The sequence below is a fragment of the Streptomyces sp. NPDC051173 genome (assembly GCF_040689515.1).
In the GTDB taxonomy this organism is placed as follows: Bacteria; Actinomycetota; Actinomycetes; order Streptomycetales; family Streptomycetaceae; genus Streptomyces.
In genome coordinates, this window is record NZ_JBFBBD010000023.1 from 63305 (window position 1) to 77937 (window position 14633).

Consider the following 14633-nt stretch of genomic DNA (forward strand, 5'->3'; position numbering starts at 1 on the left):
CACGGCTCCGGCCGACGCGGGAGGCCCACCGCCTACCGCAGCGCGACGCCCTTCGCGCCCTCACCCGGCAGCGCCTCCCCCGGGCAGCCGTTCAGCACCTTCCGCATCGCGTCCCCCTCCTCGGAGGTCACCCACAGCCCGTACGCCTTCTTCACCGCCACCTGCCGCGCCACGTACGCGCACTGGAACTTCTTGTTGGCGGGCAGCCAGGCGGACGCGTCCTTGTCGCCCTTGCCCATGTTCGCCGGGCCGTCGGCGGAGACCAGGTTGAGCGGGTCGTTCGCGAGGGCCCGACATCTGCCTGTTCGGCGGCATGGACAACGTGGACGGCTTCGGCCCGTGGGACAACTTCGAAGACGGCTGGACCTCGTCCGCCGCACCAGCGATCGAGGAACTGCTCCGCACCCCGGAGACGCCTGGCCCGATTGACCCCTGTCGAGTACGAGACCATCGTGGCCCCACCAGCACCTCTGGCTGCGTAAACCCCGCTGTCACCTGATCATGCAGCAGTCCCGTTCGAGGGGGCGTTGCGCCTGAATGGCCGATCTCGATGCTTACGCTGACTGCCGTGCGGATAGGTTGCTGCTGTTTACCGGCAGGCACGATCTGAGAGAGGCGCTAACGATGGGTGCTAAGAACCGCCACCGTTCGGCAGAATTTGGATCCGGGAGAGCTATCAGCCGTGTTCCAGGGGTGCGTCGGTCCGGTACGCGCCGCGCCGGCCAAGGGGCGTTTGCGAACTTTTGCCGCAAAGGTCGCATGGTCGATCCGGCGAAGCGTGTACGCAAGTGGCAGCGCCCCGCTGTCGTCGTCACGAACGTCGACGGGGCAGGGTACGTCGAGGTAGCTTCACTCGGAAATACGTTCGAGATCGCTTATGTTCCTAAGACCTTGGGCCAACCCGTAGAGGTGGGTAGCAAGGTTGTGCTGCGGGATTACAAGCACAAGCCGAAGCTGAACGCACCAAGTGCACGGTTCCGGGTCGCCAAGGTAATTACTGACTTCGGCTCGTCAAGGTGATGCTGGGTCGTTGAGAGCCAGGCCGGTGCCGGCTATGAAGCCGTCGAGGGTCTCGGGCCGGTACTGAAGGCGCTTGAGCCGGTTGCGGACGAGGGTTTCGAGGCGGTCGAGGGCCATGACGGCGAGGTTGGCCAGGCTGCGTTTGACGTGTGCCCAGACGCCTTCGACCGGGTTGAGGTCGGGCGAGTAGGCGGGCAGCAGGAACACCGTCAGCCACGTCCGCTCGGTGACGAGGTCCCGCATCCTGCGGGAGACGTGGGTGTTCAGCCGGTCCCAGACCAGCACGATCGGCGCCCTGACCAGCTGATGGACGCCGTCGACCAGCGCGATGAAGTCCCGCTCGTCCATGCTGCGGCGCTTGTCCCTGCCCCCGGGGTGGGTCCGCAGGCGGTGGCACAGCCGGGTCCGGGAACCCGGCCGCATGGCGATCAGCCCGGCCACCGACAGCCGTCCCGAGCGGCGCCCGCTCACGGTCACGACCGGGGTGATACCGCGGCGGCCCCAGGTCCGTCCCCTCGGCGGCCGTCGGGTGAAGCCTGCTTCGTCCTCGAAGCAGACGTAGCCCCCGCAGGCCGCCCGTGCCCTTTTACCTCCACCCAGGTCGCCTCCTTCCACACGCTCACGGCCTGCTCGTCGCGGAGCCTGTCAATGTGATCAAGGCAGGTAGATCGTTCTATCGCTGTGTCGGGATCGTTTGGCCGTCGGGTGTGTGCTGGTCGGGCTTGTTGATCCACGCGGCTGCGGGGAGCTTCGGGGGCTCGGGCGGCTTGCGGACGAAGCGTTCGGGGTGCTTGGTGTAGACGGCGTCCAGGACGTCGGCGCGCATCTCGCGGAGCTGGGTGGCGAGGCCGAAGTGCACGTCGAAGGGGGTGTGCATGGCTATGCCGGAGTGCCGGTGCTCCAGTTTGTACCAGTCGAAGAACCGCTCGCACCAGGCGCGGGCGTCCTCGATGCAGCCGAACCGGTCGGGGAAGTCGTGCCGGTATTTGAGGGTTTTGTACTGGCTCTCGCTGTAGGGGTTGTCGTTGGAGGTTTTCGGCCTGGAGTGCGACTTGGTGACGCCGAGGTTCGCCATCATCTGCGCGACGTTCTCGGCGACCATGGGCGATCCCCGGTCGGAGTGGATCGTCAACTGCCCGTGTTCCACCTCGTACTTGGCGATCGTGGAGGACAGGAACTGCTCGGCCAGTTCCTTGTCCTCGTGGTCGGCGATCATCCAGCCGGCGGTGTAACGGCTGTAGATGTCGATAATCGTGTAGAGGCAGTAGTAGCTGCCCTTGACCGGGCCCTTCAGCTTGGTGATGTCCCACGACCACACCCGGTTCGGTTCTTCGGCGACCAGCTCGGGCTTCTTGCGCGGCGGGTGGGTGGCCTGCCGTCGCCGCTCGCGGAGCTCGCCGTGCTTGCGCAGCAGCCGGTACATCGTCGACTCCGAGCACAGGTAGATGCCGCGGTCGAGGAGGACCGCGTAGATCTCGCCGGGCGCCATGTCGGCGAACTCCTCGGACCGCAGCACCTCCAGCACCCTGGCCTCCTCGGCCAGGCCGAGGGCACGTGGATGACGGCGACGCTCCCGGCGGGGCTGGATGGGAGCCGGGCTCTGGCGGTGGTGGCGGTAGTAGGTGGCCCGGCTCACACCGAGCGCGGAGCATGCCTTCACCCGGCCGACCACGCTCGTCAGGTCCTCCAGGGCCTGAGTCCGGGCGGCCTCGAAGACCGTGCCGGCCACCGGCTCCCGCCCCGTGTCCGTGTCCGTGTCCGAGAACACCGTGGCCGTCGTGCCGCGCGCGAAGAGGACCGCACGCCCTGCGCCCGCCGAGGAGGCCCCCCAGTCGGCTGAGCAGCCGCCCGCGGCCTCACAGAATGGCCTCACTGAGCCCGTTCTGGCAGCCGCCTAGGCCCCTCGGCCTCACGTCGGCCTCACCCGGGCTGATCAGGGAAGACGGAAGGGCCGCCACACGCGCCACGGCGGCCCTTCGTCTTGCGTTTTGGCAGGTCAGAACGTTTCTGCACCTGAGCCGCAAAGTGGGGCGGGTGGGACTCGAACCCACGGCCGACGGATTATGAGTCCGCTGCTCTAACCGGCTGAGCTACCGCCCCGTTCACGGCGCGTCGCGCACATCTGTGCGCGCCGTCTGCCGCAGCATAGCTGCTCATACGATCTGCTGCCCTGGTGGGGCCTTTTTGCGTGACCGACCTGACCATGAGGACTTCGATCACGCCGGGTTGGTTCCCGCCCGGACGCAAAAAAGGACCCCCTGAGGGGTCCTGATCCGCCGGCTCCCCCGACTGGACTCGAACCAGTAACCTGCCGATTAACAGTCGGCTGCTCTGCCAATTGAGCTACAGGGGATCGCGCTCCCCCGACTGGACTCGAACCAGTAACCTGCCGATTAACAGTCGGCTGCTCTGCCAATTGAGCTACAGGGGATTGCTGCGTGTGCCTCGAATGCTCTGCCGTCCGGTCTTCCGGGCGGCGTGCGCTCGCTGCGACACATACATTAGCGCAAGCAGGGGGGTGCTCCGCCAATCGGTACCCCGGGAGTGACCTTCGCACCCGGGGGGTAGGCGCGGAGCACAGCCCGGCGGCCCCCGTGAAACGCGTGGGGCGCGAGGGATCCGAGGGAAGGGTGGAGCGGGATGCGCTACCGGCTGACGTTCATCGTCGGGGCAGCCGTCGGGTACGTGCTCGGCGCGCGGGCCGGCCGCGAGCGGTACGAACAGCTTCGGAAGGGAGCGCGGCGGGTCGCCCAGAACCCCGCGGTCCGCAATACGGCGGAGTCCGCCGCGCAGAACGGCCGGGCCATGGCCGCCAGGGCCTTCGACAAGGTCGGCGACAAGATGGGCGACCGGATGCCGGGCGCGATCGGCGACCGGGTCCGCTCCCTGCGCGAGCGCGGCCAGGGCAACGACGACGACTGGGGCACCAGCAACACCTGACCGGATGACGGCCGGACCGCGTCCGTTTGGCATCATCACCGCATGGGCATAGTCGCCGGGCTGGACAGTTCCACCGAGAGCACACGGATCGTCGTCTGCGACGCGGACACAGGAGCCGTGCTCCGTCAGGGGTACGCACCGCACCCCTCGACGCCCGAAGGTGATCCACAGGCGTGGCTGATGTCGCTCGGCGACGCCGCCGCCGGCGGGCTGCTGGAGGGCGTGCAGGCGATCGGCGTCTCCGCGCAGCAGGGACTCATCGCGCTGGACGCGGGCGGCGTGCTCGTACGGCCCGCGATGCTCGGCAACGACAAACGGATGCAACCCGCGGCGGCCGATCTCGCGGACGCGCTCGGCGGCCGCGCCGCCTGGGCGCAGGCCGTCGGGTCGGTGCCCCAGCCCGGTCAGGTGCCGGCCAAGCTGCGCTGGCTGGCGCGCAACGAACCGGAGTCGGCGACGCGGACGGCCGCCGTGCTCCAGCCGCACGACTGGCTGGTCTGGCAGCTGCTGGGCCGGCCGCTGCGGCGCACGACGGACCGCGGCGACGCCTCCGGCACGGGCTGCTGGTCGGCGGCGACCGGCTCCTGGCGGCCGGATCTCGTGGAGCTGGCCCTGGGCCACCCCGTGACACTGCCGGACGTGCTCGCCCCCGCGGAGCCCGCCGGGCACACCCCGGAGGGGCTGCTGATCTCCGCGGGCACGGGCGAGACGATGGCCGCCGCCTTCGGCCTCGGCGTCGGCGCCGGCGACGCGGTGATCTCCCTTGGCGCCTCCGGCTCGGTCTTCGCCGTGCACCACGAGGCGCTCGTCGACCCCACCGGCATCATCACCTCCTTCGCGGACGCCACCGGCATGCACCTGCCGGTGGTGCACACCCTCAACGCGGTCCGGGTGCTGCGCGGCACCGCCGAGCTGCTGGGCACGGACCTCGCGGGCCTGTCCGAGCTGGCGCTGCGCTCCTCGCCCGGGTCGTACGGCATGGTGCTGCTCCCCTATCTGGAGGGCGAGCGCACCCCGCACCTGCCGCACACCGCGGGCACCCTGACCGGGCTGCGCCGGGAGAGCATGAAGGCGGAGCACCTGGCGCGGGCCGCGTTCGAGGGGATGCTCTGCGGGCTCACGGACGCCCTCGACGTGCTGCGCACGCGCGGGGTGCAGGTGCGGCGGGTGTTCCTGCTGGGCGCCGCGGCCGAGCTGCCCGCCGTGCAGGCGATCGCGCCGGCGCTCTTCGGCGCGCAGGTCGTCGTCCCGCAGCCGGCGGACTACGCGGCGCTGGGCGCGGCGCGGCAGGCGGCCTGGTCGCTGGGCGTCCAGCACGGCACGCTGTCGCCGCAGCAGCCACCGATGTGGCCCGCGGCGGCCAGCCAGGTCTTCGAGGCCACGGGCGAGGAGATGCCGGTGGGGCAGGCGGTGCGGCAGCAGTACGTGACCGTGCGCGAGCAGGCCCACCCCGGGGCGTTCCAGTAGGCGATCCCGTACGTCAACGGACGGCATCGGGCGGCACTGGGCGGCATCGGACGACGCGCGGCCTCAGTCCAGATAGCCGCGGAGCTGGTCCGCGAAGGCGTGGTCACGGAGCTTGTTGAGGGTCTTGGACTCGATCTGGCGGATGCGTTCGCGCGTGACGCCGAAGATCCGGCCGATCTCCTCCAGGGTGCGGGGGCGGCCGTCGGCCAGCCCGTACCGCAGCTGCACGACCTTGCGCTCGCGCTCGCCGAGCGTCGAGAGGACGGCTTCCAGGTGCTCGCGGAGCAGCAGGAACGCGGCCGACTCCACGGGTGAGGCCGCGTCGCCGTCCTCTATGAGGTCACCGAGGGCGACGTCGTCCTCCTCGCCGACGGGCGCGTGCAGCGACACGGGCTCCTGGGCGAGGCGCAGCACCTCGCTGACCCGCTCCTGGGTGAGGTCGAGCTGGGCCGCGACCTCCTCGGCGGTGGGTTCGTAGCCCCGCTCCTGGAGCATGCGGCGCTGGACGCGGACGACGCGGTTGATCAGCTCGACGACGTGGACGGGGACGCGGATCGTCCGCGCCTGGTCGGCGAGCGCCCTGGACATGGCCTGGCGGATCCACCAGGTCGCGTACGTCGAGAACTTGTAGCCCCGGGCGTAGTCGAATTTCTCAACTGCCCTGATCAGGCCCAGATTTCCCTCCTGCACCAGGTCGAGCATGGTGAGACCGCGGCCGATGTAGCGCTTGGCGACGGAGACGACGAGCCGCAGGTTCGCCTCGATCAGGCGGCGCTTGGCCATCCGGCCGAGGACCACCAGGCGGTCGAGGTCCAGGGCGAGTTGGGTGTCGAGGTCGGGGGTGCTGCCCAGCTTCTCCTCGGCGAAGAGACCGGCCTCGACGCAGCGGGCCAGGTCCACCTCCTCGGCCGCGGAGAGCAGCGGGATCCGGCCGATCTCGCGGAGGTACTGACGGAAGAGGTCGGAGGACGGGCCGCCGGTGTCGGCGCGGGCCGCCTCGGCGTGGGGTGCTTCGTCGGCGGCCTCTTCACCGCCGGACTCGGTGGCGGCTCGGGCGGCCGGTGGCGGTCCCGGCTCGGGGCCGGGGGCCGGTGACGCCTCGCCGGAGAGGCTCTCACAGCCGGGCGGCTCGGCCTGCTGCGGCACGGCGGGGGCCGTATCGGCCGGAGACAGGGTCGGCGTCTGGGGCCGGGTCGGGGTCCGGGTCTGCACGGGGGCGACCTCCAAGGTGATCGCTGCCGGTTCGGGGGGTGGCATGCGACGAAGGGGCGGCAGCGGCCGGGCCGCCGTCCGTCCCGTGGTTCAAGGGCGACTTCGCGGAGGTTTCCGGGTCCCTGCGACCGGACCAGGCACCGCCCACCAGTGTGGGGTACGACACAGGTCCGCCACGAGGGGCGTGCGGGCACTTTCTGAGTCCGCTTCGTGACCAGGGGTTACGGAGGGAGATCGCCTCTCGGGCCCGGGGCCGGATTCCGTACCCGCACCGGCACACATCAGCCACATCAAGCCCGTTGGGGGCACCCCCGGACGGAGTCTGGGGGAGCTTGAGGACGCTCCCGAAGGGAGCTCCGCCGCAGGCGCCGGCAAAGCCGCGGACAAAAACGAACCGGCACCCGGAAGCGGCCCAGCGCTACAGCGCCGCCGCTCCCCGGTCCTTCAGCGCCCGCCCGTACTGCTCCAGCACCCACAACTCGTTCTGCACGGCGGCCAGATGCTCCGGCGCGGCGTCCGCGCCCAGCCGGACCAGGCTGCCCTGGACCTCCTTGACGCGCCGCTCCACGGCCCGCAGGCGGACCTGGACCAGCTGCATCCCGGCGTAGATCTCGTCCACGCTCTTGCTCCGGATCGCCTCGACGGCGAGCTCCGTGACCAGCGAGCGGACGATGTCGTCGGGGGCCGCGTCCCGGACGCGCGTGAGGTAGTCGCCGGGGGCGTCGGTGACGCCGCCGGCCTGCTCGACGGCGCGGCGGACAGCGACGTACGGCTCGGCGGTGAACTCGTCCTCGCCGTAGGCGTCGAAGGCGGGGGCGACGAGGTCGGGGCGCTGGAGGGCGAGCTTGAGCAGCTCGCGCTCGGTGAGCTGGGCGGGGCTGCGGAGGTTGAGGGCGGGGCCGCGGAGGCCCCGGGGGGCCGACGGCTGGGGTGCCGCGGGGGCGGCCCGGTGGTTGCGTCCCTGATCGGGGCGGTTGCCGCGCTCGCGGGCCCAGCGGGCGAGCTGGCCGACGCGCATGACGACGAACTGGGTGTCGAGGATGCCGAGCAGCCCGGCGAGGCGCACCGCGTACTGGTGGCGGATCGAGCTGTCCTTGATGCCCGCGACGATCGGCGCGGCCTCCTCCAGGGCGGCGGCCTGGCCCTCGGGCGTGTCGGCCTCGTGCCGCTTGACCACGGAGCGGATGGCGAACTCGAAGAGGGGGGTGCTCTCCTCGACGAGCAGGCGCACGGCCTCGTCGCCCCGGTCGAGGCGGAGCTCGCAGGGGTCCATGCCGCCGGGGCTGACGGCGATGTTGGTGCCCGCGGCGAACTTCTGGTCGTCCTCGAAGGCGCGCAGGGCGGCGCGCTGGCCGGCTGCGTCACCGTCGAAGGTGAAGATGACCTTCGAGCGGGAGTTGTCCATCAGCAGCCTGCGGAGGATCTTGACGTGGTCGGCCGCGAAGGCGGTGCCGCAGGTGGCGATGGCGGTGGTGACCCCGGCGAGGTGGCAGGCCATGACGTCGGTGTAGCCCTCGACGACGACGGCGCGGCTGCTCTTGGCGATGTCCTTCTTGGCGAGGTCGATGCCGTAGAGGACGTGCGACTTGCGGTAGAGGGGGGTCTCGGGGGTGTTGAGGTACTTCGGGCCGTTGTCGTCGTCGCGGAGCTTGCGGGCGCCGAAGCCGATGACCTCGCCGGTGATGTCGCGGATGGGCCACATCAGGCGGCCGCGGAAGCGGTCGATGGGCCGGCCGTTGCGGCTGTCCTGGGCGAGGCCGGAGAGGATCAGCTCCTTGTCGCTGAAGCCCTTGCCGCGCAGGAAGCGGGTGAGGTGGTCCCAGCCCGCCGGGCTGTAGCCGACGCCGAAGTGCTGGGCCGCGGCCTGGTCGAAGCCGCGCCCGGCGAGGAAGGCCCGGCCGATCTCCGCCTCGGCACCGTCGAGCTGGTCGGCGTAGAACTTCGCGGCGTGCTTGTGCGCCTCGACCAGGCGGATGCGCTCGCCCTGCTGGCGGCCCGGGGTGTAGCCGCCCTCCTCGTAGCGCAGGGTGATGCCCGCCAGGCCGGCGAGCCGTTCGATGGTCTCGGCGAAGGAGAGGTGGTCGATCTTCATGACGAAGTCGACGGTGTCCCCGCCCTCCTGGCAGCCGAAGCAGTAGAAGAGCCCCTTGGCGGGGCTGACCTGGAAGGACGGGGACTTCTCGTCGTGGAACGGGCACAGGCCCTTGAGATTGCCGCCACCGGCGTTGCGGAGCTGGAGGTATTCGGACACGACGGAGTCGATCGGGACCGCGTCCCGGACCGCCTTCACGTCGTCATCGTTGATCCGTCCTGCCACACGTGAATTCTACGGCCGGGACCGCGGCGCTCCGGCCCGGACCTCCGGCTCTCACGGGACGAGCAGCGACTCCAGCGGGACGGACGGGTCGGCCAGGGCGTCCGGGTCCAGGCGGGTGCCGGAGCGGATGAGGCCCTGGATCGTCTCGGTGACATCCCACACATTGACGTTCATGCCCGCGAGCAGCCGCCCCTCGGACAGCCAGAAGGCGATGAACTCGCGCTTGCCGACGTCCCCGCGGCAGACGACCTGGTCGTACGAGCCGGGCGGGGCGTAGCCGGAGTATTCGAGGCCCACGTCGTACTGGTCGGAGAAGAAGTACGGCACCCGGTCGTGGACGACCTCCTGCCCGAGCATGGCGCGGGCGGCGGCGGGGCCGCTGTTGAGGGCGTTGGCCCAGTGCTCGACGCGCAGCCGGGTGCCCAGCCACGGGTGCTCGGCGGCGGCCACGTCACCGGCGGCGAAGATGTGCGGGTCGGAGGTGCGCAGGGAGGCGTCGACGGCGATGCCGCCGCCGTCGGCGCGGTCGACGAGGGCGAGCCCCGCGGCCTCGGCGAGGGCGGTGCGCGGGGCGGCGCCGATGGCGGCGAGGACGTCGTGCGCGGGGTGCTCCTCGCCGTCGTCGGTGCGGGCGGCGAGGACCATGCCGTCGTGCCCGGCGATCTCGGTGAGGCGGGCGCCGAAGTGGAAGCGGACGCCGTGCTCGCTGTGCAGGTCGGTGAAGAGCTGGCCGAGCTCGGGGCCGAGGACGGTGTGCAGCGGCGTGGGCTCGGGCTCGACGACCGTCACCTCGGCGCCGTAGCCCCGGGCGGCGGCGGCGACCTCCAGGCCGATCCAGCCCCCGCCGGCGATGACGAGGTGGCCGTTGTCGCGGCCGAGGGAGGCGAGGACGCCGCGCAGCCGCTCGGCGTGCGAGAGGCGGCGCAGGTGGTGGACGCCGGCGAGCCCGGTGCCGGGGATGTCCAGGCGGCGGGGCTCGGCGCCGGTGGCCAGCAGCAGCCGGTCGTAGTGGATGCGGGTGCCGTCGCCGAGGCGCACGGAGCGGTTCTCGCGGTCGAGGTGGACGGCCGGCTGGCCGAGGTGCAGCTCGATGTCGGCCTGGGCGTACCAGGCGGGCTCGTGGACGAAGACGCTGTCGCGGTCGTCCTGGCCCGTGAGATACCCCTTCGAGAGCGGCGGCCGCTCGTAGGGGTGGTCACGTTCGTCGCAGATGAGGATCACACGCCCGGTGAAGCCCTCCGAGCGGAGGGTCTCGGCGGCCTTCGCGCCGGCCAGGCCCCCTCCGACGATGACGAACGTCTGGTGTGCGTCGACCACTTGCTGCCTCCTCGCTGCCACGCAGTGCGTCTGCGCTACCGCCCCCGGTCGAAAGCCCGTGCAGAGGGTCCCGCACGGAGTGTGCCGCCGGAAGAGGGACTACCCCGGACGGGTCAGTACCCGCATGGTGCGGGGGAAGTGCTCGGATTGTGTGGACATTCGGTCACCCTTTTGCCACAGTCCCCGCCCCGGTGAGCCGGGCGAGGAGCGTACGCGCGGAGACGTCGGTGAGGGCGGCGATCTGGTCGACGACGGCGCGCAGCCGTCCGGCGTCGTCGTGGGCGGCGGCGAAGAGGGAGCGGAACTGCGGGTCGAGCCCGTCGGGCGCGCGGGCGACGAGCGCCTCGGCGAGCTCGGCGATGACCACGCGCTGGTCGGCGCGGAGCTTCTCCTGGTCGGGGCGCTGCATCACGAAGCGGTCGGCGACCGCCTTGAGGACGGCGCACTCCAGCCGGGTGGCGCGGGGGACGACGAGCTCCGCGCGGTGGCGGGTGAGCGCGCCGGGGCGGTGCCCCCAGGCGGCGCGGGTGGCGGTCTCGGCCGCGAGGCAGAACCGGCCGATGAGCTGGCTGGTGGCGTCCTTGAGGCGGGCCTGGGCGACGGCCGAGCCGTCGTAGCCGTGCGGCCACCACTCCTGTTCGAGCAGCCGGTCGAGAGCCTCGGCGAGCTCCTCGGGCGCGGCGCCCGGGGCGTAACGGCCCGCCGCGACGGCGAAGACCTCGCCGCGCTCGGGCCCGGCGAGGAGCACGTTCGGGTCGAGGTGGCCCGCGTGCAGGCCGTCCTCCACGTCGTGGACGGAATAGGCCACGTCGTCGGACCAGTCCATGATCTGGGCCTCGAAGCTCTTCCTGTGCTCCGGGGCGCCCTGCCGCAGCCAGGCGAAGACGGGCATGTCGTCCGGATACACCCCGAACTTGCGGGAGTCCGGGTCCGTGGGGTGCCCGCCGCGCGGCCAGGGGTATTTGGTCGCCGCGTCGAGGGCGGCCCGGGTGAGGTTGAGGCCGACGCTGCACAGCTCGCCGTCACGGGGGACGAAGCGCTTGGGTTCGAGGCGGGTGAGCAGGCGCAGCGACTGGGCGTTGCCCTCGAAGCCGCCGCAGGGCTCGGCGAATTCGTTGAGCGCCTGCTCGCCGTTGTGCCCGAAGGGCGGGTGGCCGAGGTCGTGGGCGAGGCAGGCGACCTCCACCAGGTCGGGGTCGCAGCCGAGGGCCGCGCCCAGCTCCCGGCCCACCTGCGCGCACTCCAGGGAGTGGGTCAGGCGCGTGCGCGGGCTGGCGTCCCACGCCTGGCCGCTGACGCCGGGGGTGACGACCTGGGTCTTCCCGGCGAGACGGCGCAGCGCGGCGGAGTGCAGGACGCGCGCCCGGTCGCGCTGGAAGGCGGTGCGCCCCGGGCGTTTGTCGGGCTCGGGTGCCCAGCGCTCCAGGTCCGACGCCTCGTATCCGGCGATGCCGGGCTGTTCCTTCGCCATCCGTGCTGTGCCGTTCATACCCCGACGGTATCCGCCGGGTGTGACAGCGGCGATGGAGCGCTGTCCGGCGGGAGGGGTTCCGGCCGCCGTGCGGATCCGGCGGGCCGCGGTGGCGTTGATCCCTGTCGACGGAAAGGTGTCCGGCATGAGGCTGAGGGGCCGGCCGCTGCTGCCGCGTACGACGGTGGGGCGGCGCCGCGCGCTGTGGGCGGTCATGGCGGGCTGCCTGCTCGCACCGGCCCCGGTCACGTGGGTGTACGCCTCGGCGACGCCCCGGGTGCGGGGCGTCGCCGACGTGCCGGAGGCCCCGGTGGCATGGTCTTCGGCGCGGGCCTGCGGGACGGCGGGCCGTCCCCGTATCCGGCGCACCGCCTCGACGCCGCGGTCGAGCTGTACCGCGCGGGCGAGGTCCGGGTGGTGCTGGTGACGGGTGACAACAGCCGCGTGGAGTACGACGAGGCGGAGGCGATGCGCGCCTGTCCGACGGCGCGGGGCGTGCCGGACAGCCGTGTCGTCAGCGACTTCGCGGGCTTCGGCACCTGGGACTCGTGCACGCGCGCGGTGCCGGTCTTCGGGGTGCGCAAGGCGGTGCTGATCAGCCAGGGCTTCCACATCCGGCGGGCGCCGGCGCTGTGCGGGGCGGCGGGCATCGACGCGTACGGCGTCGGCGCGGCGGCCGACGCGCACGACCTGACCTGGTACGCGGGCGGGGCCCGCGAGGTCCTCGCCTCGGGCGAGGCGGCCCTGGACGCCCTGGTCCGTCCGGGCCCGCGCTTCCCGGGCCCCCGCGAACCCGGCCTGTCCCGCGCCCTGCGGGAGGACGGCCGACGGGGTGGCTAACGGCTCGGGTCGCGGTTGTTTATGGCGTCGAGGTAGAGCTTGAAGATCTCGTCGTCGTTGATCGGGCTGTACGAGATCTGCGAGCTCGTGTCCCCGTCGGGGCCGCCTCCGTTGAGGCCGCCGAGCACGCCGACCAGGTCGCCCGTCTTCGTCTTCTCGTCGAAGTGCATCAGCCACGGGCTGCCCGACGTGCCGGAGTAGAAGCCGTCGCAGCTCATCTTCAGCTGCCGGTAGTTCTCCAGGCGGCTCGTCATGGCCGTGCAGCGGATCGCCTGGTCGGCGGGGTCGTCGTCGGCGTCGGGGTAGCCGATGACGGTGACGCGGCCGGTGTAACCGGGCGTGCGGACGAGCCGGTTGGCGCCGGTGACGCGTTCGAGCTGGCGGCCCAGCGTGTCCGGTTTGACGGTGGCGAAGGCGAAGTCCAGGTCGGAGCCGTCACCGCTGTCGGTGCGCCGGGGGTCGCTGAAGGTGCGGTCGACCGCCCAGACGCCGTACGGCTGCTTGTCCGCGCCCGTGCGGTAGTCCGGCACGAAGGCGGCGGCGTCGCCGAAGGAGCAGTGCCCGGCGGTGATGATGAGGTTGCCCTTGGGGCTGTGCACCACGCTGGCCGTGCAGTGGTGGTCCTTCATGTCCTCGCCGACGTAGAACAGCACGCCCACCGACGGCACCCCGTCGAAGTGCCGGGCGCTGCCGCTGATCTGCGGGGCCCCGGAGTCGGTGTCCTTGCCGGAGGCGTCGTCCGAGCCGCTCTCCGACGACGCGGACATCCGCGCGGGCCCCCAGAACCGCCGGGCCTCCTCGCTGGACCAGCTGCCGTCCCGCGCGTGGCCGCCGGCGCCCTTGGGCACCGCCGCCGCCAGCGTGACGACATAGAGCCCCGCGAGCACGGCCCGGCCCCACCGGGCCCGGCGCCACCGGGAGAAACGCACGTGCACCCCCACCACGTCAGGAAGGTCGTCGCCAGGCTAACCGCAACTGCCCGGATATGGCCCACGCCGGATGTATTTTCGTACAGCCGGATGACACACGATCGGGCATAAGGCCAGCGTACGAATGGCCTGTGCGGCCCCCTCGGAGGCAACTCCCGGCGTGCCGCGCAACACCTGACGTCACCCGCCCCACTGGTCGTAGCCCAGCTTGCAGACCAGGGACACCACGACGACGACCAGCACCACCCGAACGAACCCGCTCCCGCGCTTCAGTGCCATCCGGGCGCCCACCGCGCCACCGGCGAGGTTGAAGAGGGCCATGGGGGCGGCCAGTTGCCAGATCACGGACCCCTGGAGCGAGAACGTCACCAAGGCCCCCACGTTGGTGCAGACATTGACGATCTTGGCCGTACCGGAGGCGGTCACCAGGTCCATGTGGAGGATCGCGACCAGCGTGAGGACCAGGAAGGTACCGGTCCCGGGACCTATCAGCCCGTCGTAGAAGCCGATGCCCAGGCCCGCCACGAGGATCGCGGTCAGCATCCGACGGCGCGTCACCGAGGCTTCCCCCAGCCGCTCCGTCACGCCGAAGGTGGGGCGCAGCAGCACGAAGGCGAGCACCGCCAGGAGGATGGCCATGATCAGGGGGCGCAGCACGGCGCTGTTGATGCCGGAGGCGAAGAAGGCGCCCGCGAGCGAGCCGCCGAGGGCGGCGAGGCCGATCCGTAAGGCGGTACGCAGGTCCAGGGAGGCCCGCCGGGTGTAGGCGACGGCGGCCGCGGCCGTGCCCCAGATGGCGACGGCCTTGTTGGTGCCGAGGACGTGGGCGGGGGCGACATTGGGCAGCCCGACGAGCAGGGCGGGCAGCTGGATGAGCCCGCCGCCGCCGACCACCGCGTCGACCCAGCCGGCCGCGGCGGCGGCGAGACAGAGGAGGAGCAGCGTCGTCAGTGGCATGTCGGGGCTCACGTGCGGATGCTACGGGGCGGTCAACTCGGTTGCCGCCCCGGGTCGGTGACGACCGGCGCCCACACCCGGGGTGGGCCCCGGGCCCCCTTCCGCGGGCATCGCTTGCGGCTCCGCGGCGCCTGCGGCGGGCTCGTTCCCCAGCCCCGCCCTC

General features: G+C 71.9%; 12 protein-coding genes, 3 tRNA genes and 1 pseudogene. 4 read left to right on the top strand and 12 right to left on the bottom strand.

Annotation, left to right across the window (positions count from 1 at the left end; genetic code table 11):
- Positions 1 to 32 precede the first annotated feature (32 nt).
- Positions 33 to 239: a hypothetical protein gene (locus AB0435_RS15370; protein WP_366427199.1), complete on the bottom strand. Its 207-nt coding sequence runs from the start codon at positions 237 to 239 to the stop codon at positions 33 to 35.
- Positions 240 to 537: 298 nt separating this feature from the next.
- Between AB0435_RS15370 and AB0435_RS15375 the strand changes: the two genes are divergently transcribed.
- Positions 538 to 1020 (top strand): hypothetical protein, encoded by a 483-nt coding sequence (locus tag AB0435_RS15375; RefSeq protein ID WP_366003200.1) that lies wholly within the window; start codon positions 538 to 540, stop codon positions 1018 to 1020.
- Here the strand turns inward: AB0435_RS15375 and AB0435_RS15380 are convergent.
- From AB0435_RS15380 to AB0435_RS15400, 5 genes are all read right to left on the bottom strand, one after another.
- Complete coding sequence (locus AB0435_RS15380) at positions 1012 to 1635, bottom strand: transposase (RefSeq protein ID WP_366427200.1); 624 nt, start codon at positions 1633 to 1635, stop codon at positions 1012 to 1014. The two genes, AB0435_RS15375 and AB0435_RS15380, sit on opposite strands and share 9 nt — an antisense overlap.
- A 58-nt stretch (positions 1636 to 1693) precedes the next feature.
- Positions 1694 to 2893, bottom strand: a complete 1200-nt coding sequence (locus AB0435_RS15385; RefSeq protein WP_366427201.1) for an IS3 family transposase — start codon at positions 2891 to 2893, stop codon at positions 1694 to 1696.
- A gap of 153 nt (positions 2894 to 3046) precedes the next feature.
- Positions 3047 to 3120 (bottom strand) — tRNA-Ile (locus tag AB0435_RS15390).
- 180 nt (positions 3121 to 3300) lie between these two features.
- Positions 3301 to 3373 (bottom strand) — tRNA-Asn (locus AB0435_RS15395).
- A gap of 5 nt (positions 3374 to 3378) precedes the next feature.
- Positions 3379 to 3451 (bottom strand) — tRNA-Asn (locus tag AB0435_RS15400).
- Positions 3452 to 3660: 209 nt separating this feature from the next.
- Between AB0435_RS15400 and AB0435_RS15405 the strand changes: the two genes are divergently transcribed.
- Both AB0435_RS15405 and AB0435_RS15410 read left to right on the top strand, forming a co-directional pair.
- A complete protein-coding gene (locus tag AB0435_RS15405; RefSeq protein WP_366427202.1) occupies positions 3661 to 3960 on the top strand; it encodes a YtxH domain-containing protein in 300 nt (99 codons plus the stop codon).
- Between the two features lie 42 nt (positions 3961 to 4002).
- On the top strand, positions 4003 to 5427 hold the full coding sequence (locus tag AB0435_RS15410; protein ID WP_366003196.1) for an FGGY family carbohydrate kinase: 1425 nt from the start codon (positions 4003 to 4005) through the stop codon (positions 5425 to 5427).
- A 63-nt stretch (positions 5428 to 5490) separates the two neighbouring features.
- On the opposite strand, the gene AB0435_RS15415 is transcribed toward AB0435_RS15410, so the two are convergent.
- The 4 genes from AB0435_RS15415 to AB0435_RS15430 all read right to left on the bottom strand — a co-directional run bounded on the left by AB0435_RS15415 (position 5491) and on the right by AB0435_RS15430 (position 11762).
- Positions 5491 to 6684, bottom strand: coding sequence for an RNA polymerase sigma factor (locus AB0435_RS15415; protein WP_366003195.1), 1194 nt, complete (start codon positions 6682 to 6684; stop codon positions 5491 to 5493).
- A gap of 373 nt (positions 6685 to 7057) precedes the next feature.
- The gene (gene dnaG / locus AB0435_RS15420) at positions 7058 to 8956 is read right to left on the bottom strand and encodes a DNA primase (RefSeq protein ID WP_366427203.1); all 1899 of its coding nucleotides are present in this window, start codon (positions 8954 to 8956) and stop codon (positions 7058 to 7060) included.
- A 51-nt stretch (positions 8957 to 9007) separates the two neighbouring features.
- Complete coding sequence (locus AB0435_RS15425) at positions 9008 to 10273, bottom strand: FAD-dependent oxidoreductase (RefSeq protein ID WP_366003193.1); 1266 nt, start codon at positions 10271 to 10273, stop codon at positions 9008 to 9010.
- Between the two features lie 163 nt (positions 10274 to 10436).
- The gene (locus tag AB0435_RS15430) at positions 10437 to 11762 is read right to left on the bottom strand and encodes a deoxyguanosinetriphosphate triphosphohydrolase (RefSeq protein ID WP_366003192.1); all 1326 of its coding nucleotides are present in this window, start codon (positions 11760 to 11762) and stop codon (positions 10437 to 10439) included.
- Positions 11763 to 11889: 127 nt separating this feature from the next.
- Between AB0435_RS15430 and AB0435_RS15435 the strand changes: the two are divergent.
- Positions 11890 to 12584: pseudogene (locus AB0435_RS15435) on the top strand (ElyC/SanA/YdcF family protein).
- On the opposite strand, the gene AB0435_RS15440 reads toward AB0435_RS15435, so the two are convergent.
- Together AB0435_RS15440 and AB0435_RS15445 are read right to left on the bottom strand one after the other, a co-directional pair.
- Positions 12581 to 13528, bottom strand: a complete 948-nt coding sequence (locus AB0435_RS15440) for a hypothetical protein (protein WP_366003191.1) — start codon at positions 13526 to 13528, stop codon at positions 12581 to 12583. The pseudogene AB0435_RS15435 and the gene AB0435_RS15440 sit on opposite strands and share 4 nt — an antisense overlap.
- Positions 13529 to 13693: 165 nt before the next feature.
- Positions 13694 to 14482, bottom strand: a complete 789-nt coding sequence (locus AB0435_RS15445; protein WP_366003190.1) for a TSUP family transporter — start codon at positions 14480 to 14482, stop codon at positions 13694 to 13696.
- Positions 14483 to 14633 lie beyond the last annotated feature (151 nt).

Coding starts and splice junctions, on each gene's coding strand:
- AB0435_RS15405 (WP_366427202.1), top strand. CDS start 3,661: ATGCGCTACCGGCTGACGTTCATCGTCGGGGCAGCCGTCGGGTACGTG.
- AB0435_RS15375 (WP_366003200.1), top strand. CDS start 538: ATGGCCGATCTCGATGCTTACGCTGACTGCCGTGCGGATAGGTTGCTG.
- AB0435_RS15430 (WP_366003192.1), bottom strand. CDS start 11,762: ATGAACGGCACAGCACGGATGGCGAAGGAACAGCCCGGCATCGCCGGA.
- AB0435_RS15415 (WP_366003195.1), bottom strand. CDS start 6,684: ATGCCACCCCCCGAACCGGCAGCGATCACCTTGGAGGTCGCCCCCGTG.
- AB0435_RS15410 (WP_366003196.1), top strand. CDS start 4,003: ATGGGCATAGTCGCCGGGCTGGACAGTTCCACCGAGAGCACACGGATC.
- AB0435_RS15370 (WP_366427199.1), bottom strand. CDS start 239: ATGGGCAAGGGCGACAAGGACGCGTCCGCCTGGCTGCCCGCCAACAAG.